The sequence below is a fragment of the Mesorhizobium sp. M7A.F.Ce.TU.012.03.2.1 genome (assembly GCF_004006095.1).
Lineage (GTDB): Bacteria > Pseudomonadota > Alphaproteobacteria > Rhizobiales > Rhizobiaceae > Mesorhizobium.
In genome coordinates this window covers 3172925-3195077 of record NZ_CP034779.1, presented here as the reverse complement: position 1 = coordinate 3195077, position 22153 = coordinate 3172925, and the positions used below count along the sequence as shown (strand labels likewise).

24 protein-coding genes are annotated in these 22153 nt (G+C 63.3%); 20 read left to right on the top strand and 4 right to left on the bottom strand.

Annotated features, from left to right (window positions below; genetic code table 11):
* The first annotated feature begins 21 nt into the window (after window positions 1-21).
* The 7 genes from flgK to EJ079_RS15395 all read left to right on the top strand — a co-directional run bounded on the left by flgK (window position 22) and on the right by EJ079_RS15395 (window position 5915).
* Window positions 22-1476, top strand: a complete 1455-nt coding sequence (flgK, locus tag EJ079_RS15425; protein WP_127809415.1) for a flagellar hook-associated protein FlgK — start codon at window positions 22-24, stop codon at window positions 1474-1476.
* A gap of 4 nt (window positions 1477-1480) precedes the next feature.
* A complete protein-coding gene (locus tag EJ079_RS15420) occupies window positions 1481-2524 on the top strand; it encodes a flagellar hook-associated family protein (protein ID WP_127269451.1) in 1044 nt (347 codons plus the stop codon).
* Window positions 2525-2555: 31 nt separating this feature from the next.
* Complete coding sequence (flaF, locus tag EJ079_RS15415) at window positions 2556-2903, top strand: flagellar biosynthesis regulator FlaF (RefSeq protein WP_023810018.1); 348 nt, start codon at window positions 2556-2558, stop codon at window positions 2901-2903.
* The gene (flbT, locus tag EJ079_RS15410) at window positions 2900-3343 is read left to right on the top strand and encodes a flagellar biosynthesis repressor FlbT (RefSeq protein ID WP_027038236.1); all 444 of its coding nucleotides are present in this window, start codon (window positions 2900-2902) and stop codon (window positions 3341-3343) included. Before flaF ends, flbT begins: the two co-directional genes overlap by 4 nt.
* A complete protein-coding gene (flgD, locus tag EJ079_RS15405) occupies window positions 3343-3750 on the top strand; it encodes a flagellar hook assembly protein FlgD (protein ID WP_013529774.1) in 408 nt (135 codons plus the stop codon). The genes flbT and flgD overlap by 1 nt, the downstream gene beginning before the upstream one ends.
* A 24-nt stretch (window positions 3751-3774) precedes the next feature.
* On the top strand, window positions 3775-4041 hold the full coding sequence (gene fliQ, locus EJ079_RS15400; RefSeq protein WP_023810020.1) for a flagellar biosynthesis protein FliQ: 267 nt from the start codon (window positions 3775-3777) through the stop codon (window positions 4039-4041).
* A gap of 230 nt (window positions 4042-4271) precedes the next feature.
* Window positions 4272-5915 carry an MFS transporter gene (locus EJ079_RS15395; protein WP_127809414.1) on the top strand — a complete coding sequence of 548 codons (1644 nt, stop codon included), beginning with the start codon at window positions 4272-4274 and terminating at the stop codon, window positions 5913-5915.
* 49 nt (window positions 5916-5964) lie between these two features.
* On the opposite strand, the gene EJ079_RS15390 is transcribed toward EJ079_RS15395, so the two are convergent.
* The gene (locus EJ079_RS15390) at window positions 5965-7746 is read right to left on the bottom strand and encodes a chloride channel protein (protein WP_127809413.1); all 1782 of its coding nucleotides are present in this window, start codon (window positions 7744-7746) and stop codon (window positions 5965-5967) included.
* Window positions 7747-7875: 129 nt separating this feature from the next.
* Entirely contained in the window at window positions 7876-8175 is a 300-nt protein-coding gene (locus EJ079_RS15385; protein ID WP_127809412.1) for a putative quinol monooxygenase, read from the bottom strand.
* A gap of 147 nt (window positions 8176-8322) precedes the next feature.
* Here EJ079_RS15385 and flhA point away from each other — a divergent pair, with 147 nt between their 5' ends.
* From flhA to EJ079_RS15330, 12 genes are all read left to right on the top strand, one after another.
* Window positions 8323-10410: a flagellar biosynthesis protein FlhA gene (gene flhA / locus EJ079_RS15380; protein WP_127809411.1), complete on the top strand. Its 2088-nt coding sequence runs from the start codon at window positions 8323-8325 to the stop codon at window positions 10408-10410.
* On the top strand, window positions 10407-11159 hold the full coding sequence (fliR, locus tag EJ079_RS15375) for a flagellar biosynthetic protein FliR (protein WP_023810025.1): 753 nt from the start codon (window positions 10407-10409) through the stop codon (window positions 11157-11159). Before flhA ends, fliR begins: the two co-directional genes overlap by 4 nt.
* 2 nt (window positions 11160-11161) lie before the next feature.
* Window positions 11162-11545, top strand: coding sequence for a hypothetical protein (locus EJ079_RS15370; RefSeq protein ID WP_127396337.1), 384 nt, complete (start codon window positions 11162-11164; stop codon window positions 11543-11545).
* 180 nt (window positions 11546-11725) lie between these two features.
* Entirely contained in the window at window positions 11726-12811 is a 1086-nt protein-coding gene (gene ugpC / locus EJ079_RS15365) for a sn-glycerol-3-phosphate ABC transporter ATP-binding protein UgpC (RefSeq protein WP_127271287.1), read from the top strand.
* Window positions 12812-12847: 36 nt separating this feature from the next.
* Entirely contained in the window at window positions 12848-14173 is a 1326-nt protein-coding gene (locus EJ079_RS15360; RefSeq protein ID WP_027038230.1) for an ABC transporter substrate-binding protein, read from the top strand.
* Between the two features lie 94 nt (window positions 14174-14267).
* Window positions 14268-15218, top strand: a complete 951-nt coding sequence (locus EJ079_RS15355) for a sugar ABC transporter permease (protein WP_127271702.1) — start codon at window positions 14268-14270, stop codon at window positions 15216-15218.
* Window position 15219: 1 nt separating this feature from the next.
* Window positions 15220-16113 (top strand): carbohydrate ABC transporter permease, encoded by an 894-nt coding sequence (locus EJ079_RS15350; protein ID WP_127271704.1) that lies wholly within the window; start codon window positions 15220-15222, stop codon window positions 16111-16113.
* Between the two features lie 46 nt (window positions 16114-16159).
* A complete protein-coding gene (locus tag EJ079_RS33310; protein WP_164748966.1) occupies window positions 16160-16315 on the top strand; it encodes a hypothetical protein in 156 nt (51 codons plus the stop codon).
* Window positions 16303-16914, top strand: a complete 612-nt coding sequence (locus tag EJ079_RS15345) for a rod-binding protein (protein ID WP_164748967.1) — start codon at window positions 16303-16305, stop codon at window positions 16912-16914. Before EJ079_RS33310 ends, EJ079_RS15345 begins: the two co-directional genes overlap by 13 nt.
* Window positions 16915-16927: 13 nt before the next feature.
* Window positions 16928-17353: a hypothetical protein gene (locus EJ079_RS15340; protein ID WP_127809410.1), complete on the top strand. Its 426-nt coding sequence runs from the start codon at window positions 16928-16930 to the stop codon at window positions 17351-17353.
* A 97-nt stretch (window positions 17354-17450) separates the two neighbouring features.
* Window positions 17451-17966 (top strand): hypothetical protein, encoded by a 516-nt coding sequence (locus EJ079_RS15335; protein WP_127270032.1) that lies wholly within the window; start codon window positions 17451-17453, stop codon window positions 17964-17966.
* A gap of 198 nt (window positions 17967-18164) precedes the next feature.
* Entirely contained in the window at window positions 18165-18449 is a 285-nt protein-coding gene (locus EJ079_RS15330) for an SCP2 sterol-binding domain-containing protein (RefSeq protein ID WP_127809409.1), read from the top strand.
* Window positions 18450-18541: 92 nt separating this feature from the next.
* Here EJ079_RS15330 and EJ079_RS15325 read toward each other — a convergent pair whose 3' ends face one another.
* Window positions 18542-19111: an N-acetyltransferase gene (locus EJ079_RS15325; protein ID WP_127809408.1), complete on the bottom strand. Its 570-nt coding sequence runs from the start codon at window positions 19109-19111 to the stop codon at window positions 18542-18544.
* A 171-nt stretch (window positions 19112-19282) separates the two neighbouring features.
* Window positions 19283-20416, bottom strand: coding sequence for an ornithine/lysine decarboxylase (gene odc2 / locus EJ079_RS15320; RefSeq protein WP_027038225.1), 1134 nt, complete (start codon window positions 20414-20416; stop codon window positions 19283-19285).
* 540 nt (window positions 20417-20956) lie between these two features.
* Here odc2 and EJ079_RS15315 point away from each other — a divergent pair.
* On the top strand, window positions 20957-22153 hold the full coding sequence (locus EJ079_RS15315; RefSeq protein ID WP_127809407.1) for an amidase: 1197 nt from the start codon (window positions 20957-20959) through the stop codon (window positions 22151-22153).

The following is a 22153-nucleotide window of genomic DNA, read 5'->3' as shown; positions in this document are numbered from 1 at the left end:
CGTCGCCCGCGAAAGACCCGCATGTCACTGTCTACCGCATTGAGTATCGCCCAGTCGGCGCTTATGAACACCGCGCGACAGACAAGCGTTGTCTCGCGCAACGTCGCCGACGCCTCCAACCCGGACTATTCGCGGCGCCAGGCCGTCGTCACCAGCACGGCGCCGGGCGCGCGTTCGGTCGATATCCAGCGCGCAGCCAACGAGCTTTTGTTTCGCCAGAATCTCGGCGCGCTATCGGCTTGGAGCGGGCAGAACGCGCTCTACAGCGGCATGGATCAGCTGGGCGTCGCGGTCAATGGCGTCGACAATGCGTCCTCGCCCTCGACCGCGATCGCCAACCTGCAGCAGGCGCTGCAGCTCTACGCCACCTCGCCGTCGAACCAGAACCTCGGCGCCTCGGTCATCGACGCCGCCAAACAGGTCGTGCGCTCGCTCAACGAGGGCTCCAAGGCAGTCCAGGATTTCCGCACCCAGACCGACGGCCAGATCGCCACCGCCGTCGATGACCTGAACTCGCTGCTCAGCCAGTTCCAGGATGCCAACACGGCGGTCATGTCCGGAACCCGTTCCGGCACCGACGTTTCCGATGCGCTCGACCAGCGCGACGCGCTTTTGAAGAAGATTTCGAACTATGTCCCAGTGTCGACCTTCACACGAGGCGACAATGACATGGTCATCACCACCGGCGACGGCACGACTTTGTTCGAGACGATACCGCGCACGGTCACCTTCGCGGCGTCGGCAGGCTATACCGCGGGTGCCGCCGGCAATGCCGTTTACATCGACAACGTGCCGATCTCGGCGGGAGCCGGCGGCAACACCAGCGCCAGCGGCACGCTTGCCGGCCTGCTGCAATTGCGCGACGGCGTCGCCTCGACCATGCAGAGCCAGCTCGACGAGACCGCGCGTGGCCTGATCACCGCTTTTGCCGAGACCGCACCCTCGATGGCCAATGCCGCCGGCCTGTTCACCTGGTCGGGAGCGCCGGCCGTGCCGGCCGCCGACACGCTGGTCACCGGCCTTGCCGCGTCCATCAGCGTCAATGCGGCGATGGACCCGAGCACCGGCGGCAACCCGACGCTGCTGCGCGACGGCGGCGCCAATGGTGCGGCCTATGTCGCCAACACCGGCGGCGGCGCGTCCTATTCCACCCTTCTGGTCGCCTATGGCGACCGGCTCGACCAGCCGATGACTTTCGACCCCGCCGCCGGCGTTTCGGCAACCTCCAGCGTATCCGACTACGCCGCCAGTTCGATCGGCTGGTTCGAGGGCGTGCGCCAGCAGGCTTCGACCGCCTCCGATGCCAAGGAAGCACTGGCATCGCGCAGCGCCGAAGCGCTGTCCAACGCGACCGGGGTCAATGTCGACCAGGAAATGTCGTTGCTGCTCGACCTCGAACACACCTACCAGGCATCGGCCCGGATGATGAAAACCGTCGACGACATGCTGACGGCCTTGCTTAACGCGGTGGGATAATTCCATGACTTCAGTCTCCTCGGCCGCAATCTCCAATGCCATGCGCTCCCAGCAGATGCGCATGCAGGCCGAACTCGTCAAAGCCACGAAGGAAGCGTCGACCGGCAGGGTCGCCGATGTCGGGCTGGCTCTCGGAGGGCGCACCGCCCAGTCCGTCACCTTCTCGCGCGATCTCGACCGGCTCAACGTCATTATCGATTCCAACGGCCTAGTCGGCGCGAGGCTTTCCTCGACACAGACCTCGCTTGGCCAGCTCTCCGGCGCCGCTCAGACCTTCCTGTCCGCCCTGACCACCGCTTCCTCAAGCGACTCGTCCAACAGCCTCACCCGGGACTCCGGCAAGGCGACCATCCAGCAGCTGACCTCGATCCTCAACACCAGCGTCAATGGTGAATATCTGTTTGCCGGCACCAACACCGACGTCAAGCCGATCAACGATTTCACGGCTGCCGGCTCTCCCGCCAAGGCTGCATTCGATACCGCTTTCCTCACCAATTTCGGTTTCACCCAGGACGACCCGGCAGCGGCCAACATCACGGCCGCCCAGATGGACGATTTCATCACCAACGATGTCGCGCCGCTGTTCACGGGCGCGGGTTGGCAGGGCGACTGGTCGAACGCCACCGACCAGCAGATCGTCAGCCGCATCGCACTCAACGAAACCACACCGACTTCGACCAGCGCCAACAGCGATGGCATTCAGAAACTCGCCATGGCCGCAGCCATGGTCAGCAGCCTGATGTCCAGCAACATCAGCCAGGCGGCGAAGAATACGGTTGTCAGCCGCTCCACCACATTGGTTGGCGAAGCGCTGAGCGGCATTGGCCAGCTTCAATCCGAGACCGGCATCGTCCAGAAGCGGGTTTCCGATGCCAACGATCGGATGAAAACGCAGGTCGACCTTTTCGAACGGCACATTCTCGATCTGGAAGCCGTCGATCCGGCGGCAGCCGCGACACGGGTCGCGGACCTGACACAGCACATCGAAACGTCTTTCGCGTTGACCGCACGCCTGCAGCAGCTCAGCCTGTTGAATTACCTGACCTGACAACGCTTAACGGAACGGTAGAGCCCCAACGATGTACCAATTCTCCTACGCCGACATCCAGAGCAACTCCGTTGCCGACGCGAAGGACCGCGAGCGGGAGCTTCTGACCCGCTCGATCGACATGCTGGCGGCGGCAGCAGCGGCCGGCCACGATTCGATGGAGGCGATCGAGGCGCTTCACTTCACCAACCGCGTCTGGACCGCCTTCGTCGAGGATCTTGGCTCCAGCGACAACGCCCTGCCCAAGGAACTGCGCGCCAATCTCATTTCCATCGGCCTGTGGCTGCTGCGCGAGGCGGAGGACATCCGTCAGGGCCGCACCAACAATTTCGAAGGGTTGATCGAGGTGTCCCAGATCATCAGGGACGGCATTCAATGACCAACACGCTGAAGATATCGCTGAAGCCGAACGAAAAGATCTACATCAACGGCGCCGTCATCCGGGTCGACCGCAAGGTCACCGTCGAATTGATGAACGACGTCCAGTTCCTGCTCGAAAGCCACGTGATCCAGGCCGACGATGCCTCGACGCCGCTCAAGCAGCTTTATTTCATCCTGCAGGTCATGCTGATGAACCCGGCCGGCGCCGCCGCCGCGCGCGACATGTTCCGCCGTTCGCTGCCGCTGCTTCTGGCAAGCTTCGAGGACACCCAGATCTGCAGCGCGCTGAAACAGATCGACCGCATGGTCGGCGAGGATCATATCTACGAGGCGCTGAAGGCGATCCGCGCGCTTTATCCGCTCGAACGCCGCGCGCTGGGTGGTAATGACGATGTTTTGGGTGCCGAGCGCCCGCTGGCCGTGGGAGCACGATACTGATGAACGTGGACATGACGACGACGATTCCGACAGGCGCCAATCAGGCCACGGCGTCGACCTCGAAGACAGCGGTCGACTACCAGTCCTTCCTGAAGCTTCTGATCGCCGAGATGAAGAACCAGGATCCGACCAAGCCGATGGATTCGACGCAATATGTCGCCCAGCTCGCCACCTTCTCTCAGGTCGAGCAGTCTGTGCAGACCAACACCAAGCTCAATCAGATCATGCAGTCCTCGGCGCTGTCGCAGGCCGACGCACTGATCGGGCGCTCGATCACCTCCGCCGACGGCCTGACCACGGGCACCGTGGCTTCGGTGCGCCTCGCCAGCAACGGTCTCATCGCCGTGCTGCAGAACGGCACCGAAGTCGCGGTCGGTCCGGGAGTCTCGGTCAAGGCAGCAAGCTGACGCTTTCGGCAGAGAGCCAGTCCCATGAATGAGGCCGACGCTCTCGACATCGTCCAGTACGCGGTGTGGACGGTGCTCGTCGCGTCCGCTCCGGTGGTGCTGGTCGCCATGGCGGTCGGCATCGGCATCGCCCTCATCCAGGCGCTGACGCAGGTACAGGAGATCACCTTGACCTTCGTGCCGAAGATCGTCGCGATCATGCTGGTGGTGGCGTTGACCGGCCCCTTCATCGGCAGCCAGATATCGGCCTTCACCAACGTCATCTTCGAGCGCATCCAGAACGGCTTCTGAGCCTGTTCCAGGATGGTGTGCCGCGGCATGCCGTTCGCAATTGTCTGAGGACAGACGCCGCCGATCCCCGCGGCACCTCCGGACCCACGGCGGACAAGGCCTGGACCGCCTCTATCCCATTGTTGGACCATGCGCTTTTTTGCCCTTTGCGGCGCCATGCCCTACTTTCGGCAAACGGTCTGCGCAAACCGATTGTCTGACGAGCAGGCACGACATGGCAGGAACCCCAAATGATTGACGAAAAGCCGGACAGCGAGAGCGTCTCGGCGCTGGCGCCCTTCCGGCACGGCATTTTCCGCGCCGTGTGGGGCGCAAGCCTCGTCTCGAATTTCGGTGGCTTGATCCAGGGTGTCGGCGCCGCCTGGATGATGACCACGATCGCCACCTCGCCCTATCAGGTGGCCCTGGTCCAGGCTTCGACCACCTTGCCGATCATGCTGTTTGCACTCGTAGCCGGCGCCATCGCCGACAGTTTCGACCGGCGCAAGGTGATGCTTGTCGCCCAGACCTTCATGCTGGTGGTGTCGGTGCTTCTGACCCTGTTCACCTATTCAGGCCTGATCACGCCATGGACGCTGCTTGCCTTCACCTTCCTGATTGACAGCGGCACCGCGCTCAACAGCCCGTCATGGCAAGCCTCCGTCGGCGATATCGTTCCCCGCAACAAGGTGCCGGCGGCCGTCGCCCTCAATTCGATGGGCTTTAACCTGACGCGCAGCGTCGGTCCGGCGATCGGCGGCATCATCGTCGCCGCGGCCGGTGCGGCGGCCGCCTTCGCGGCGAACGCGGTGAGCTATATCGGCCTGATCGTCGTGCTGGCGCGCTGGAAGCCGGACGTGCCGGTATCGACCTTGCCGCGCGAATCGCTGGGGGCCGCCATGGGCGCCGGCCTGCGCTATGTCGCCATGTCGCCCAACATCGGCAAGGTGCTGGTCAGGGGCGCTGCGTTCGGCTTCAGTGCAGGCGCTGTGCTTGCGTTGCTGCCTCTGGTGGCGCGTGATGTCGTCAAGGGCGATGCGCTGACCTATGGCATCATGCTCGGCGCCTTTGGTATCGGCGCGGTCGGCGGCGCCTTGATCAGCGTCAGGCTGCGGCAGTTGCTCTCCAGCGAGACGATGGTGCGCTGTGCTTTCGCCGGCTTCGCTGTCTGCGCCTTCAATGCCGCCGTCAGCCAGCATGCCTGGCAGACGTCGCTCGGCCTGCTTGTCGGCGGCGCCTGCTGGGTGATCGCGCTTTCGCATTTCAACGTCACGGTGCAGATGGCGACGCCGCGCTGGGTGGTCGGCCGGGTGCTGTCGGTCTACCAGACCGCGACCTTCGGCGGCATCGCGCTCGGCAGCTGGATCTGGGGTGTCGTCGCCGATGCGCACGGCGCCGAAGCCGCGCTGATCGCAGCCAGCGTCGCCATGCTGGCCGGCGGCGCCATCGGTCTTTTGCTCCCGCTACCGCAACAGCAGGTGCTCAACCTCGATCCGCTCAATCGCTTCAAGGAACCGCATTTGGCGCTTGACCTGAAGCCGCGCAGCGGTCCCATCGCCATCATGATCGAGTATGTGATCCGGCACGAGGATGAACCGGAGTTCCTCGCCATCATGGCCGAACGCGGCCGCATCCGCCGTCGTGACGGCGCCCGCAACTGGACGCTGGCGCGCGATCTCGAGAATCCCACCGTATGGATCGAGCATTATCACACGCCGACCTGGATCGAATATATCAGGCACAATGGACGCATAACCCATGCCGACGCCGTCATCGGCGAACGCGTGCGGGCCCTGCACAGCGGCGACGAACCGCCCCGCGTGCGGCGCATGATCGAACGCCCGACCACCGCCGGCACGGCTCTCGTGATGGCCAAGGGGCCGATCGAGCATTAGGGCTCCGCAATCGCGCCCCCTGCCGCAGGCACCCCGCTTGGCCTTCCCGTCACCCCTCGCCCGACAGGTCGCGGCGCGCCTTGTCGAGTTCCTCGGCATAGCGCCGCATCAGATGGCCTTCGGTCAAAAGCCCCAAGACGATGAGGTCGGTGAAATCCTCGACGACAGCGAGTTCTTCGGCGCCCGCCCGCTGGAATGTTTCCGCGGCGGCCTGCACGTTCATGCTCGGCACCAGCACCGCGTCCTTGTATTTGGCAAGATCGCGCACCGGCACCTCGCCATCGGAAGGATCGCTGTGCAGTTCGGCCACGATCAGCACGCCGACATAGTGGTCGCCCGCGTCGACGGCGATGACCCGCTGGGCAGAGCCGAGCGGCACTTGCTTGCGGAAGGCTGCCAGCGTCGTCGAGGCATAGATGGTCTTGATGTCCTTGCGCATCATCGAGCCGACTGTGAGGCTGCGCATCCAGCCAACATCGTGGGCGCTGCGGATGGTCTCGCCGCGCAGATGGAAGCGCCATGTCGAGAACGAGTAGCCGAAGGTTTCGCGCACCAGGATCGCCGACATGATCGAGGCGGCCAGCACAACGCCGGTCAGCGTCAGGTCGCGGGTCGATTCCAGCGCCAGGAAGGTCATCGTCAGCGGACCGCCGACGACACCGACGGCGAGCGACGTCATGCCGACGACGGCGGCGACGGCAGGGTCGATGCCGGTTGCCGGAGAAATAACAAGCATCACATCCGCGAACGCCTTGCCGAGCAGCGCGCCGAGGAACAGCGAGGCAAAGAACAATCCGCCGCGAAAACCCGACCCCAGCGAGACCGCCGACGCCGCCAGCTTGAGCACGAAGACGCTGGCCACCACGGCCAGCCCGTAATTCATCGAGAATTCGCGATGCAGCGCGCCATGGCCGCTGGACAGGACCTGCGGCGTGATCAGCCCCAACAAGCCAACGATGACGCCGCCGATGACCGGGCGCAGCGCCGCATCGATCGACAGCCTGGCAAAACCGCGCTCGATCAGTGTCACCAGATGCATGATGGCGATCGAGGCGGCACCGCCGAGCAGGCCGAGCAGCAGGAACGGCACATACTGGCTGGCGGTGAGCGCCGGCAGGCCCGAAAGCTCGAGCGGAAACGGCACGCCGCCGAACATTTCGGCGGTCAGCGAGGCGCAGATCGCCGCTGTCAAGACTGGCGCGACATTGGCGACCGAGTAGATGCCGATGACCAGTTCGAAGCCGTAGAAGGCGCCGGTCAGCGGTGCATCGAAGGCGGCGGCAATGGCGCCGGCAGCACCACAGCCGACCAGGATGCGGACATCGTTGCGGCGCAGCCTGAAGATGCCCGCCAGCCGCGATGCCAGCCCGGAGCCAACCTGCGTATAGCCGGCTTCCAGCCCGACCGAGGCGCCAAAACCGCTGGAGATCATCGTCTGGCCGGCGATGATGAAGGTGTCGGTCAGCGACATGCGCCCGCCATAGAGCGCATTGGCTTCGATCGGGTCGATCGGCGTGCGGAATTTCCGTATCCTGAGCCAGACCACCGTCAGCCCCAGCAGCATGCCGCCGATCGCCGGTACCAGCGCCTGCATCGGATTGGCGAGCGAGAACATGCCGGAAAGCCGGCCGCCTGGCTGAACGCCGAACAGCAGCCCGTGCAGGTCCTGCACGATCTGGCTCATCGCCGTGACCAATATGCCAGCCATTACGCCTACGACACCGGCGAGGATGACCACCACGATGCCGCGTGCCTCGAGCAGGGGCAACGACCTGATCAGCACCGCGCGCAGCCGGCGGGCATAGACTTCGCTGTGGTTTCTGGAAAGCACCGGGGCGGCTCGCCGATATCGAAAGGCAGTGGAAAGCCAGCCTGATACGCCCGGCGGCACGGCATGGCAACCACAATGCCGACAGACACCCTGTTGGCGACAGCGCGATATCGATCGCCGATGGACAGTTCAGGTCGGCATGGGCTCGCCGGCTTCATAGAGCACGAGGTTGCGCTCACCTATGCCAAGCGCCGCCCAGCTCGCACGCCAGTCCGCAATGTGCGGCGAGGCGAAATGCGCGTCGAGCGCCGCCCTGTCGCTCCAGACTTCCGTGACCCGGATGAGCCCGGCATCGAAGACATCCTGCGCATAGGAATATTCGAGACAGCCGGGCTCGGCTCGGCTGCCGGAAACCATGCGTTCCATTGCGGGCTTGGCTTCCTCAAATTTGTTTGGCGGCAAGCGGATGGTGCCGATGATCAGAAGCATGGGGTTTGCCTTCTTCAGGAGGCCGGCCGACACGGCGACCTGCGCATGATCGTTGGAACTAGCCAGTCTCCCACCCTCGCGCAAGCTTGGCGGGCTACCCTCACAGGGCTGTCGCGCGCTCGGCAGTCTATGGGGTTTGAGGACGGTATGGCGATCAGCGAAAGCATTCAGCCCGGCGCGGTGGCCAAGAACGGCCGCGACGTCTTTTTCGCCATCGGCATCGTCATCATCCTGGCCGTGCTGTTCCTGCCGATTCCGGCCTTTCTCATCGACATCGGCCTCGCCTTCTCGATCGCGCTTTCGGTGCTGATCCTGATGGTGGCGCTGTGGATCCAGCGGCCGCTCGATTTCTCGTCGTTCCCGACCGTGCTGCTCATCGCCACCATGCTCAGGCTGTCGCTCAACATCGCCACCACGCGCATGATCCTGGCGCATGGCAATGAGGGCACGCACGCGGCCGGCTACGTCATCGCCGGCTTCTCCAAGCTGGTGATGGCCAGCGACTTCGTCATCGGCCTCATCGTTTTCATGATCCTCATCGTGGTGAACTTCATCGTCATCACCAAGGGCGCCACGCGTATCGCCGAAGTCGGCGCGCGCTTCACCCTCGACGCCATCCCCGGCAAGCAGATGTCGATCGACGCCGACCTGTCCGCCGGCATGATCGACGACAAGACCGCGCAGCTGCGCCGCCGCGAACTGGAAGAAGAGAGCTCCTTCTTCGGCTCGATGGACGGCGCCTCGAAGTTCGTGCGCGGCGACGCCATCGCCGGCCTCATCATCACCGCCATCAACATCGTCGGCGGCATCGCCATCGGCTACATCAGGCACGGCATGGGCATGGGCGAAGCCGCCGACGTGTTCATCAAGCTGTCGGTCGGCGACGGCCTCGTCACCCAGATCCCGGCACTGATCGTGTCGCTCGCCGCCGGCCTGCTCGTCTCCAAGGGCGGCACCCGCGGCTCGACCAACCAGGCGGTGTTCGGCCAGCTCGGTGCCCACCCGCGCGCCCTCTATGTCGCGGCATCGCTGCTGGTCCTGCTCGGCCTGATGCCCGGCCTGCCGCTGTTCCCGTTCTTTGCGCTCGCCGCCGGCATGGCCGGTCTCGGCTACGTCATCCCGATGCGCGCCAACCGCGCCGTCGCCGAAGCCGAGGCGATCAAGGATCAGGAAAAGGCGACCAAGGTCGAAGAGGAGAAGAACTCGGTCAAGGCTTCGCTCGCCACCGCCGAGATCGAGCTTTTGATCGGCAAGCAGCTGTCGACAAGGCTGCTGACGTCGCATCAGGAACTGGTTTTCCGCATGGGCAAGATGCGCAAGAAATTCGCCACCCAGTACGGCTTCGTCGTGCCGGAAGTGCGCGTCGCCGACGATTTCGCCATCCCGCCGAAGAGCTACCAGATCAAGGTGCACGGCACCGTGGTGGCCGAGTACCAGATGCGCGTCGGCGAGATCATGGTGCTGCTCGGCAACCGCGACATACCCGAGATACCGGGCGAGGAAATCCGCGAGCCGGCCTTCGGCATGCGCGCCTATTCCGTGGTCGAAGCCTTCGCCGAGGATCTGAAGCGCGAGAACTACACCTTCGCCGACAACATGTCGGTGCTGCTCACCCATCTCTCCGAGGTCATCCGCAACAACCTGCCGCAGCTTCTGTCCTACAAGGACATGAAGGCGCTGCTCGAACGCCAGGACCAGGAATACCGCAAGCTCGCCGACGAGATCTGCACCACGCACATCTCCTATCCCGGCCTGCAGGCGGTGTTGAAGCTGCTGCTGGCCGAGCGCGTCTCGATCCGCAATCTGCACCTGATCATCGAGGCGATCGCCGAGATCGCGCCGCATGTGCGCCGCACCGAGCAGATTGTCGAGCATGTCCGCATCCGCATGGCCCAGCAGATATGCGGCGACCTGTCCGAGGGCGGCGTGCTGAAGGTGCTGCGCCTCGGCAATCGCTGGGACCTCGCCTTCCACCAGAGCCTCAAGCGCGACGCCAAGGGCGAGGTGCGCGAATTCGACATCGACCCGCGCCAGCTCGAGGAGTTCGGCCAGGACGCCACCAAGGCGATCAAGAAATATCTGGAAGCCGGCGAGCGTTTCGTCCTCGTCACCGCGCCCGACGCCCGCCCCTATGTGCGCATGATTATCGAGCGCCTGTTCACCACACTGCCGGTGCTCAGCCATGTCGAAATCGCCAAGGGCGTCGAGATCAAGGTGCTCGGAACCATATCGTGAGCGTGCTGTCGCAAGGCGTCGTCATCGCGGCGTTCCTCGCCTTCTGCCGCATCGGCGCCTGTTTCATGCTGATGCCGGGCCTCTCCAGCGCCCGCGTCCCGGTCCAGGTCAGGTTGTTCGTGGCGGTCGCCGCCACCGGCGGCCTGCTCGCCTTCCTGTGGGACAAGATCTTTCCTTTCGTCGACCCGCGCCCGCAAATCCTGGTGCCGATGATCATCTCGGAACTTCTGGTCGGCGGCCTGATCGGCGCCATGACCAGGCTCTACATGGAAGCCCTGCGCTTCATGGGCTCGGCCATCGCCATGCTGGTCGGCTATGGCGGCACCGGCGGACCGGCGATCGAGGAACCCGAACCCCAGGCAGCCCTTGCCGCAATCATCTCGTTCTCGGCGCTGTTGATGCTGTTTGTCTTCGATTTCGACCACGAGATAATACGCGCGCTGGTTTCCTCCTACACGGTCGCGCCGGTCAACGTCTTCTTCAACCCGCAGGCCGCCCTCGTCGATGTCACCGACACGGTGTCGGACACCTTCTTCCTGGTCATCCGCCTCGGCAGCCCGTTCGTCGCCTATGCTATTCTCGTCAATCTGACGATCGGCTTCGTCAACAAGCTGACGCCGCAGATCCCGATCTATTTCATCTCCCAGCCCTTCATCATCGCCGGCGGCATGATCATCTTCTATTTCGCCGTCGGCACCATGCTGTCGCTGTTCGTCGACGGCTTCGTCGATCTGACATTGGCGAGATAGAAATGAGCACGCGCAAGGACCGCCTCAAGAAGCTGGTCAAGGTTCAGGAACAGCTGAAGGCGCTGCACGAAACCCGCCACGCCACCTTCCTTGCGGCGGCCAGTGCCGCCGAGGCCGAAGCCAGGGAACTGGTCGGCCATTTCGACCAGGACGATTCGCTCTCCGCCCTGTTTCCCGATCTCTACCATCGCCGCATTGCCCAGGCGGTCGTGCGCCAGGAAGCGAACCTGGCGAGCGCCAGGCAGGAAGCCAGCCTCATCGCCGCGGCGACCGCCCGCACCAATATGGTCGAGCGCGCCTACAAGGACGTACGCAACCGCGACGAACGCGAACGCTCCGACCGCGAGCGGCTGGACCTGATCACGCAGAAGCGGACGCAGGAGTAGCTGGGAGGATTGCGTGGCGCGAAGCGGACCCTCCAAGGTTCGGCTTTCCCGTAAACGCTTTACAGCCCGGTTTGGTAGCGCTACCGTTTCGGCCTAGCGTGAGCCTGGGAGGAGCCAGGGCTGTCGCTAGCGGAAGCGTTGTTCCTTCGACGACGTCGCGGGAATTTGTTGGGAGGATCGATGGCGTCTGTCGCAATTGGCGAAGTTTATAAATCATTCGGCGCTGTCGAGATCCTGCACGGGGTCAGCGTGAACATCGAGGACGGCGAGTTCGTCACTCTGGTCGGACCGTCGGGCTGCGGAAAATCAACCCTCCTCAGAATGATCGCCGGCCTGGAAAAGATTTCACGCGGCCAGATCGCGATTGGCGAACGTGTCGTCAACAACGTTGCGCCCAAGGAGCGCGACGTCGCCATGGTCTTCCAGAACTATGCGCTCTACCCACACATGACCGTTGCCGAGAACATGGCGTTCTCGCTGATGCTCAAAGGAGTTTCCAAGCCGGAGAGCGATGCCGGCGTGCGCCGCGCGGCCGAAATCCTTGGGCTGGTGCCGTTGCTGGCTCGCTATCCTCGGCAGCTTTCCGGCGGCCAACGCCAGCGCGTCGCAATGGGCCGCGCGATCGTTCGTGATCCGGCGGTCTTTCTCTTCGACGAACCGCTGTCCAATCTCGACGCCAAACTCAGGGTGCAGATGCGCGCCGAGATCAAGGAACTGCACCAGCGCCTCAAGACCACGACAGTCTACGTCACTCACGATCAGATCGAAGCCATGACCATGGCTGACAAGATCGTGGTCATGCATGACGGCATCGTCGAGCAGATAGGGCCGCCGCTGGAACTCTATGACCGGCCGAACAATCTTTTTGTCGCCAGCTTTATCGGCTCGCCGGCCATGAATTTGCTGAGGGGCGAGATCGCTACCGACGGCTCACCCTCGTTCCGCGGCGCCGGGGGGATTTCGGTCCCGTTGGCCTCGGCACTTTCCATCCGCAATGGCGAGCCTGTGGTGCTGGGAATAAGGCCCGAGCATTTGCGGCTGTCCGACGACCAGGGCATTCCGGTCACCGTCGCGGTGGTTGAACCAACCGGGTCCGAAGTGCAGCTCATCGGCCGGACAGCCGGCGGCGAAGAGATCGTCGCGAATTTCCGGGAACGACATTCCTTTACGCCGGGCGAAACCATCCGGCTTACGGCCGAGCCCAGCCTTATCCATCTCTTTCACGCAGAAACCGGACAGAGATTCCAGACACGTATCGATCAGTAGGACCACAGGCAAGGACAACAACAGGAGGAAACGAGCATGAAGTTCACCAGACGCGACGTGATCCGCACCACCGCCGGCGCGGCGGCGGGTGCCTTGGGAAGTCGGTTCATCAGCTCTCCGGCCCTTGCCCAGGACGGACTGAAATACAAACCCGAGGATGGCGCCAAGCTTAGACTGCTGCGCTGGTCGCCCTTCGTCCAGGGCGATGAGGACCAATGGCTGGCCAACACCAAACGCTTCACCGAGGCGACAGGTGTCGAGGTTCGCGTCGACAAGGAAAGCTGGGAGGACATTCGTCCCAAGGCGGCGGTCGCAGCGAATGTCGGGTCCGGCCCCGACCTGATGTTCGTCTGGTTCGATGACCCGCACCAATATCCCGACAAGCTGCACGACGTGAGCGAACTGGGCGAGTATCTCGGCTCGAAATATGGCGGCTGGCACGAGGGACCTAAGCAATATGCGACACGCGACGGGAAGTTCGTCGGCCTGCCCCTGGCCACGATCGGCAATGCCATCGTCTATCGGGAAAGCTGGGTGAAAGAGGCCGGCTTTTCGGAGTTTCCCAAGGACACGAAAGGCTTCCTGGAACTTTGCAAGGCCTTGCAAGCGAAGGGCCATCCTGCCGGCTTCACGCATGGCCATGGCGTCGGCGACGGCAACAACTATGCTCATTGGCTGCTGTGGAGCCATGGCGGCCAGATGGTCGACGAGAGTGGCAAGGTAACGATCAACAGCCCCGAGACCCTCAAGGCGATCGAATACGCGCAGGAACTCTACAAGACCTTCATTCCAGGCACCGAAAGCTGGCTCGACGTCAACAACAACCGCGCCTTCCTGGCCGGCGAACTGGGGGTGATCGCCAATGGAATTTCTGCCTACAACACGGCCAAGATCAACAAGGACAAAGATCCAAAGCTGGCTGAAATCGCCAAGGACATACGCACGACCAACCTGCCCATCGGTCCTGTCGGCAAATCCGTCGAATTGTTCCAGGTGACCACGGCTGTCATCTTCAATTACACGCCCTACCCTAACGCGGCTAAGGCGTATTTGCAGTTCATGTTCGAGGAACCGCAAATGAAGGACTGGATCACCTCCTCGGCCGGATATTGCTGCCAGACACTGAAGGCATTCGACAACAACCCCGTGTGGACTGCCGATCCCAACAACGCCGCTTACGCCAAGGCTTCGGCTACTCTGCGGCCTAACGGCTATGCCGGGCCGCTCGGCTATGCCTCGGCGGCAACCATGGCCGACTACGTGCTGGTCGACATGTTCGCCAAAGCGGTGACCGGCCAGGCCACGCCGCAAGAGGCAATGGAAGAGGCCGAGAAGCGGGCAAATCGCTATTATCGCGTTTGAGCCGGCTCAGCCGGGCAGCGCGGCTGCCCGGCTGGCTTCGGATTGCGTCGCGGCCGATCCGGCCTATCAATGAGACCTCAGCAGGAGCCAACCCATGGCCGTGCCGTCAGCTGCTATCCAGCCGCGACCTTCGATCTTCTCACGGATTCTGTCGCGCTGGAGCGAAAGCCGGAACGCACTTGGCTTCGGCTTCATGCTTCCGGCGGCTGCACTGCTGCTTGTCTTCCTGACCTATCCGCTGGGGCTCGGCGTCTGGCTCGGCTTCACCGATGCCCGCATCGGCCGCCCCGGCATCTTCATCGGCGTCGAAAACTATGAATATCTGTGGAGCGACGCCGTCTTCTGGCTCTCCGTCTTCAACACCTTGCTCTACACGATCAGCGCCTCGATCCTGAAATTCGCGCTCGGCCTCTGGCTGGCGCTCATCCTCAACCAGAACCTTCCCTTCAAATCGTTCTTCCGCGCGATTGTCCTGCTGCCGTGGGTGGTGCCGACGGTGCTCTCGGCCATCGCCTTCTGGTGGATCTACGATTCGCAGTTCTCCATCCTGTCGTGGGCTCTCATGGAAATGGGACTGATCGATCACCGCATCAATTTCCTTGGCGATCCGGAGAACGCGCGCGCCTCGGTGATCGCTGCCAATGTCTGGCGCGGCATTCCTTTCGTGGCCATCACGCTGCTGGCCGGCCTGCAGACGATTCCCCAATCGCTTTACGAGGCCGCGACGCTCGACGGCGCCAGCCGTTGGCAGTTGTTCCGTTATGTGACGCTGCCGCTGCTGACGCCGATCATCGCCATCACCATGACCTTTTCGGTCCTGTTCACCTTCACCGATTTCCAGCTGATCTATGTGCTGACCCGCGGCGGGCCGGTGAATGCCACCCATCTGATGGCGACGCTCTCGTTCCAGCGCGGCATTTCCGGCGGCCAGCTTGGCGAAGGAGCCGCGATCGCGGTGGCGATGATCCCGTTCCTGCTAGCGGCGATCCTTTTCAGCTATTTCGGGCTGCAACGTCGTAAATGGCAGCAGGGCGGTGGAGACTGACATGGCCGCGATCGAAACGAACAATCGTCCGAACACGGATGAAGGCGGCATGGGCTATCTCCAGAGCCTGCCCCGGCGCGTGGTCACCGTTTATCTGCCGCTCCTGATCTTCGTCATCGTGCTGCTGTTCCCGTTCTACTGGATGACGATCACGGCGGTGAAACCCAATCTCGAGATGACGGATTATGCCAATTTCAATCCGTTCTGGGTCGTCAATCCGACACTCGAGCATATTCGGTATCTGCTCTTCGACACATCCTATCCGGGCTGGCTTCTCAACACGATCATCATCTCGACCGCCTCAACTTTCCTGTCGCTGCTGGCGGCGGTGTTCGCTGCCTATGCGATCGAGCGCTTGAGGTTTTCCGGGGCGCGGCAGGTCGGCTTGGCGATCTTCCTGGCCTATCTCGTGCCGCCCTCGATACTGTTCATTCCCTTGTCGGTAATGGTGTTCAACCTCGGGCTTTACGATACGCCGTTCGCGCTGATCCTCACCTATCCGACCTTCCTCATTCCATTCTGCACGTGGCTCTTGATGGGCTACTTCCGCTCGATACCCTTCGAACTGGAAGAATGCGCGCTGATCGACGGCGCGAGCCGCTGGCAAATCCTGACCAAGATAGTTCTGCCGCTGTCGGTGCCTGGCCTGATTTCCGCCGGCATCTTCGCTTTCACCTTGTCATGGAACGAATTCATCTACGCTTTGACTTTTATCCAGTCGTCCGAAAACAAGACCGTGCCGGTCGGCGTGCTTACCGAACTCGTGCGTTCGGACGTCTATGAATGGGGAGCCCTGATGGCAGGCGCGCTGATCGGCTCCCTGCCGGTGGTGGTGCTCTATTCCTTCTTTGTCGAGCACTACGTCTCCTCGATGACGGGGGCGGTCAAGGAGTGAAGCTGAGGCGAAAATCCCACCCTCGGCGGACCATCGAAGCAAGCTCGTGGGTGCCAAGCTGATCGTCAGCTTCCGGCCAAAGGCGACGATGGAAAAATCTGCCCGATGGCGCGAAGCCGGCAGCTTCGATCCGATCCGCGCACTCCGCTCCCTCTCCTTCCCGCAAGCCTGCCACAAGCTTGTTGAGGCATGGTCTGGCTAAGGAAAACCGGTAAAAGGCGGACTTTCTTGGCGATTTCTCCACCCAGCGACATCGTTATGGATGTGGCCCGAGCCGCCGACCCGGCGGATATCGAGACCGCCCGCGCCGCGCTGGCAAAGCGGGCCGGCGGCGCTGCGGGCACGTTTTCACTCGACACCGCCGCTTCGGTCGATGCCGGCTCGATCCTGTCGCGCGCCACCGCCGACAAGGCCGCCGCTGCAACCGACCCGGCCAACAAATTCAAGAAGTTCGAGGCGATGGTGCTGCAGACCTTCATCCAGAACATGCTGCCAAAGGATACCGAGGGCGTCTACGGCAAGGGCCTGGCTGGCGACATGTGGAAATCGCAGCTTGCCGAGCGGGTGGCCGACGTGATGGCCGAACGCGGCGGCATCGGCATCGCCAAGTCGATGCTTGCCGACCACTATCTCGAAGGCAAGCGCGTGGTTCCGGTCGGTCCGGTCTCGGGCGGGTTGGAAAAGACCGAGATCGACCAGCAAAACAGCCTGTCGACCTCGCTGGTTCACCAATTGCAGCGCAAGGCTGCGGGGTCGATGACCGGTGACGAGACGACCATAAAAACAAACATCAAGATCTAGACTGGGAAACGCCATGGCCGACTTTTCAGAATCCACCCCCAATCTGCCAGCACGCACGACCGCGTCGGAATCGCCGATCCCGTTCGCGCGGCCCGGCAACCTCGCCGCCATCATCGGTCGCATCGAGGAAGTGGTCGAGGAAGAGACCGCCGGCATCCGCAACGCGACCAACTATGATCTCAAGGCATCGAACGCCCGCAAGAGCCGCTACCTCTACGAGTTGACGCGCGCCATGAAGGGCGGCAGCGAAGCCGAATTCCTCGAACAGCACCGCGAGGGCCTGACCCGGCTGCGCCAGAAGCTGGCGAAGAACGAAGCGGCGATCCTGGCGCATCTCAGCGCGGTCAACGAAGTCGCCAGCCTGCTGCGGCACGCCATCCAGCGCGCCGAGACCGACGGCACCTACTCCGCCGGCGAGTTCGGCTGGATGAAGGCATGATGCCGAACACGAGCGACACTTGGGAGATACTGCCGAAGCAACGGCGCAGTGCCGCGTCGCCTTCACAAGGGACTGATCAAGGGACTGACAAGAGCCGATGATCAAGGTCATCGCCATCGCCGTCTGGATCTGCGCAGCAACTCTCGGCGCAGTATTCTATTCGTTTCAGGCGGCCGGCGAGCGCGGTGTCGGCGAAACGCCGAAGCCGATGCTGGGCGGTCTCGACTACGTCAAGACCGACATTATTTCGGTGCCGCTGATCCGCGATTCTGAGATCGGCGGCTATTTCCTGACCAAGCTCGTCTACACCGTCGAACCCGAGCAGATAAAGAAGCTGTCCATTCCGGCCGAAGCGCTGATCACCGACCAGGTCTATTCCTACCTCTATTCCAATCCGCAGATCGACTTCACCAACAAGGCGACCATCGATCTCGATGCCTTCCGCGCCGCAATCCGCGATACCGTCAACGCGCGTGTCGGCGCGCCCTTGGTGCATGAGGTTCTGATCGACCAGGTCAATTTCCTGTCGAAGGACGAAATCCGCGACAACTGGCTGCGCCGCAAGAAAAGCGAGACGGCGAGCGAAATGACCAAGGCGTTCAAGGAACACTGAGTTGCCCCGGCTCGGAGTCCCGGCCTCATCGGGGCTCACCTGCCGCGACGGCAGGAACCAACCGCCCGAATTCGCGTTGACGTAAACGTCAACCCAAAGCTATATGCGGCAGCGACCGTGATCGCGAAACCGCGGCATGGGCTTCGGCTGGATCGAAGCGCCGTTGCGAGACAGATGCAACCAGACAAGGAGAACAGCGTGAGCGTTCAGGAGATTGCCGAGAAGATCAAGTCGCGCGTGGCCAGCAGCGGGTTCGATCGTTCCGTGAAATTCGACACCGGCAGCGACGGCGTCATCGTCATCGACGGCGCAACCGTCTCGAACACCGATGCACCCACCGACTGCACCATCAAGCTCTCGCTCGACGATCTGGATTCGCTGATCGCTGGCGACCTGAACCCGACAATGGCGTTCATGACCGGCAAGATAAAGGTCGAAGGCGACATGAACGTCGCCATGGCGCTCAGCCAGCTGATCGGCTGAAGGCATCCAGCCGCCCAAGCGGCACCCACCAAGCGCAAAAACGCCGCCTTTTCGGGCGGCGTTTTTTTTTATGAAATGCTGCCGGCTTCGTGTCAGGCCGCCGATATCAGTTCCAGCGCCTTCAGCTTGCGGCCGGCCGCCTTCAGCGTGCCGTGCACGCCGTCAAGCGCGCCTTCCACCAGTTCCAGCGCCAGCAGGCGATGCCGCTCATAGGGTCCTGGCATGGCAAGTGAACCGGTCTTCTCGGCCGAGAAGCCGAAGCGCGCGTAATAGGGCGCATCGCCGACCAAAAGGATAGCGGCATGGCCGAGACGCGCCGCTTCGGCGATGGCATGGCGCATCAGCGCCGAGCCGATGCCAGCATTCTTGAGCGACGGGTCGACGGCAAGCGGGCCAAGCAGCAGCACGGCCGCACCGCCCTCGCCCAGCCTGACATCCCACAGCCGCACGGTGCCGGCCACGCCGCCCGAAGCATCGCGGGCGACGAAGGCCAGGCCTTCCGAGGGCCGCCGGCCACGCCGCAGCTTCTCCGACGACTTTTTCCTGCGCTTCGGCCCCATGGCCCGATCGAGCAACGCCTCGCGCGCCGCAACATCGGCGGCGGTTTCGGCGACCATCACAGAGGCCGGTGCGTGGCCCCCAATTTCAACTGGCATTTCCATTTCAACTGACATTTCCATTTCCGCAATCCCTGGCGAGCGGAGATCTGTTCCACAGGCGAGCCCGGGTGGACAACACGCGCCCACCGGGGATGATCTGATCGGCTCTCTCAGCGCATTTTCAGGCGAAGTTGTGTCCGGTTCGCCGTCCGAAAATGCGCTGAGGAAGCGCCGTCAGATCACGTAGGATCGGAGAGGCTCGAAGCCGTTGAAGGCGACCGCCGAGTAGGTGGTCGTGTAGGCGCCGGTGCCTTCGATCAGCACCTCGTCGCCGATGGTCAGCGACAAAGGCAGCGGATAGGGCGTCTTCTCGTACATCACGTCGGCCGAATCGCAGGTCGGGCCGGCGAGCACGCAAGGTGCGGTCTCCGTGCCGTCATGCGCGGTGACGATCGGGTAGCGGATCGCCTCGTCCATCGTCTCGGCAAGACCGCCGAACTTGCCGATGTCGAGGAACACCCAGCGCACATTGTCATTGGCCGCTTTCTTCGAGATCAGCACGACTTCCGACTTGATGACGCCGGCATTGCCGACCATGCCACGGCCCGGCTCGATGATGGTCTCGGGAAGCGCATTGCCGAAATGCTTGCGTAGCGCCGAGAAGATCGCCTGGCCATAGGCCTGGGCGGCTGGCACGTCACGCAGATAGCGCGTCGGGAAACCACCGCCCATATTGACCATCTTCAAGACGATGCCTTCCTCGGCGAGCGTCGCGAACACCACCTTGGCGTCGGCCAGCGCACGGTCCCAGGCGGTCAGGTCGGTCTGCTGCGAGCCGACATGGAACGACACGCCATAAGCGTCGAGGCCGAGCCCCTTGGCATGGCGCAGCACGTCGACGGCCATCGCCGGCACGCAGCCGAACTTGCGCGACAGCGGCCATTCGGCGCCCTCGCCATCGGTCAGCACGCGGCAGAACACGCGCGCGCCTGGAGCGACGCGGGCGATCTTCTCGACCTCTTCGACGCAATCGACGGCGAACAGGCGGATGCCGAGCTGGTAGGCGCGTGCGATGTCACGCTCCTTCTTGATGGTGTTGCCGAAGGAGATGCGGTCCGCCGGCGCGCCGGCGTCCATCGCCATCTCGACTTCGGCAACGGAAGCGGTGTCGAAGGACGAGCCCATCGCAGCAAGCAGGCGCAGGATTTCCGGTGCCGGGTTTGCTTTCACCGCATAGTAGATCTTGGAATCGGGCAGCGCCTTCTCGAAGGCGCGGAAATTGTCGCGCACGACATCGAGGTCGACGACGAGGCAGGGGCCGGACGGACGTCGGGTGGCGAGGAAGTCAAGGATGCGCTGGGTGGCCATCGGGGTCTCTCCATCAGCGCCTTTCGGCGCGCAATAAGGCTGCGGGACGCGGGCTGTCAGCCTCGCGAACACGCGGTGGACAAAGGCGGGACGGATATCCATGGAACCAGCCGGTGGAGACCCCGGAACCATGAAGCGCCGTCTCGCGGCGGTGAACCTTGGCCTTGCCCGGCCTCGGTTCGCTTTGTCTGCCTTGGCTTGGATGGGAGACCCGTCCGCACTGCCGGCAATGAAGGTGTGCCTCTTCAGTAACCCCGGTTTTTGGACAACCGGCAGAACACCAGAAAGGCCCGCACCGTCGTTGCTTCAAGGTGTCCTCGGGCTGGCGGTTGGCCGCTAGACCGACTGGAGGGGTTGGCTCCAGTTACCTTACCGATTTCCCTCACCATTCGAGGATCGGCGGACACCCACAGGCACGTGCGACTTTGGGCAAGCGCGATATAAGGGCGAAGACTTTCACAATCAATAAAAATCGTATCGCAGGTTGTAAAATTTCTGGCGCCGAACAATGTTGCGGCAACCGTATCCGGATATCGAACGATGACAGGCACGCACGGCCCTCTCAACGCCTTTCTCGATCTTCGCCGGATGCCGGTGGCACATGCCCAGCTAGGCCCGCTGGCCGGCCTGCGGCTGGCCGTCAAGGACATCTACGACGTCGCCGGCTACCGCACCGGTTGCGGCAATTTGCAAAAATTCGCCGAAAGCCACGCGGCCTCGCGCACCGCACCCGCCGTGCAGATGATCCTCGATGCCGGCGCACGCTTCGTCGGCAAGACGCAGACCGACGAGCTTGCCTTCGCGCTGTTCGGCCAGAATGCGCATTTCTCGTTTCCGGTGAACCCGGCGGCACCCGACCGCGTCACCGGCGGCTCCTCATCGGGGTCGGCGGCGGCGGTGGCGGGCAGGCTGGCCGATATCGCCACCGGCTCAGACACCGGCGGCTCGATCCGCGCCCCGGCGAGCTTTTGCGGACTGATCGGGCTGCGCACCACGCATGGCCGCATTCCGCTCGACGGCACGATGAAGCTGGCGCCGAGCCTCGACACGTTCGGCTGGTTCGCCGACGACATCGAGACCTACGAGACCGTCGGCAAGCTGCTGCTCGGCCGCGATCCGCACCAGCACGTGTTGGACCGGCCGCTGGCGCTGGATTGGCTGGATGGATTGGTCGCCCGCCCGGCGCTGGCCGAATATGGTGAAATGAAGGGGCTGGCGGGCGCGGTCTTCGGCGTGCCGGCGACGCCGGCAATCCGCTTCTCCTCATCTCCCGATGAACTCTATTGGTGCTTTCGCCGGCTGCAGGCCAGGGAGGCCTGGGCGGTGCATGGCGAATGGATCACCAGCGGCGAGCGCGGCCTCGGCCCCGGTGTCGAGGAGCGTTTCGGCTTTGGCCGTGCCGTCGATGACAGGACAGCCCAGGCCGAGAAGGTGCGACGTCTGACCTTTCGCGGCGAACTGAACGCCCTGCTCGGCAGGAACGGCTTCCTTGTCCTGCCGACCGTGCCTGGTCCGGCGCCTTACGTGGACAGCACGCCGGAGCAGTTCCAGGCCTATCGCGAACGGGCGCTCCAACTTCTGTGCCTGGCCGGCCTGTCTGGTTTTCCACAGATCACGCTGCCCGTCGGCTCGGTCGCCGGCGCCCCGTTCGGCCTGTCGCTGCTTGGCCCTTCCGGCAGCGACATTGCCCTGATACGGCTCGGTCGGAAACTTCTCGACGCGGCACGAAAGGCCTGA

Bases quoted from the DNA above. Each gene is read 5' to 3' on its own strand.
- flgK (WP_127809415.1), top strand. From the start codon at position 22: ATGTCACTGTCTACCGCATTGAGTATCGCCCAGTCGGCGCTTATGAAC.
- EJ079_RS15420 (WP_127269451.1), top strand. From the start codon at position 1,481: ATGACTTCAGTCTCCTCGGCCGCAATCTCCAATGCCATGCGCTCCCAG.
- flaF (WP_023810018.1), top strand. From the start codon at position 2,556: ATGTACCAATTCTCCTACGCCGACATCCAGAGCAACTCCGTTGCCGAC.
- flbT (WP_027038236.1), top strand. From the start codon at position 2,900: ATGACCAACACGCTGAAGATATCGCTGAAGCCGAACGAAAAGATCTAC.
- flgD (WP_013529774.1), top strand. From the start codon at position 3,343: ATGAACGTGGACATGACGACGACGATTCCGACAGGCGCCAATCAGGCC.
- fliQ (WP_023810020.1), top strand. From the start codon at position 3,775: ATGAATGAGGCCGACGCTCTCGACATCGTCCAGTACGCGGTGTGGACG.
- EJ079_RS15395 (WP_127809414.1), top strand. From the start codon at position 4,272: ATGATTGACGAAAAGCCGGACAGCGAGAGCGTCTCGGCGCTGGCGCCC.
- EJ079_RS15385 (WP_127809412.1), bottom strand. From the start codon at position 8,175: ATGCTTCTGATCATCGGCACCATCCGCTTGCCGCCAAACAAATTTGAG.
- flhA (WP_127809411.1), top strand. From the start codon at position 8,323: ATGGCGATCAGCGAAAGCATTCAGCCCGGCGCGGTGGCCAAGAACGGC.
- EJ079_RS15370 (WP_127396337.1), top strand. From the start codon at position 11,162: ATGAGCACGCGCAAGGACCGCCTCAAGAAGCTGGTCAAGGTTCAGGAA.
- ugpC (WP_127271287.1), top strand. From the start codon at position 11,726: ATGGCGTCTGTCGCAATTGGCGAAGTTTATAAATCATTCGGCGCTGTC.
- EJ079_RS15360 (WP_027038230.1), top strand. From the start codon at position 12,848: ATGAAGTTCACCAGACGCGACGTGATCCGCACCACCGCCGGCGCGGCG.
- EJ079_RS15355 (WP_127271702.1), top strand. From the start codon at position 14,268: ATGGCCGTGCCGTCAGCTGCTATCCAGCCGCGACCTTCGATCTTCTCA.
- EJ079_RS15350 (WP_127271704.1), top strand. From the start codon at position 15,220: ATGGCCGCGATCGAAACGAACAATCGTCCGAACACGGATGAAGGCGGC.
- EJ079_RS15345 (WP_164748967.1), top strand. From the start codon at position 16,303: ATGGTCTGGCTAAGGAAAACCGGTAAAAGGCGGACTTTCTTGGCGATT.
- EJ079_RS15340 (WP_127809410.1), top strand. From the start codon at position 16,928: ATGGCCGACTTTTCAGAATCCACCCCCAATCTGCCAGCACGCACGACC.
- EJ079_RS15335 (WP_127270032.1), top strand. From the start codon at position 17,451: ATGATCAAGGTCATCGCCATCGCCGTCTGGATCTGCGCAGCAACTCTC.
- EJ079_RS15325 (WP_127809408.1), bottom strand. From the start codon at position 19,111: ATGGAAATGCCAGTTGAAATTGGGGGCCACGCACCGGCCTCTGTGATG.
- odc2 (WP_027038225.1), bottom strand. From the start codon at position 20,416: ATGGCCACCCAGCGCATCCTTGACTTCCTCGCCACCCGACGTCCGTCC.
- EJ079_RS15315 (WP_127809407.1), top strand. From the start codon at position 20,957: ATGACAGGCACGCACGGCCCTCTCAACGCCTTTCTCGATCTTCGCCGG.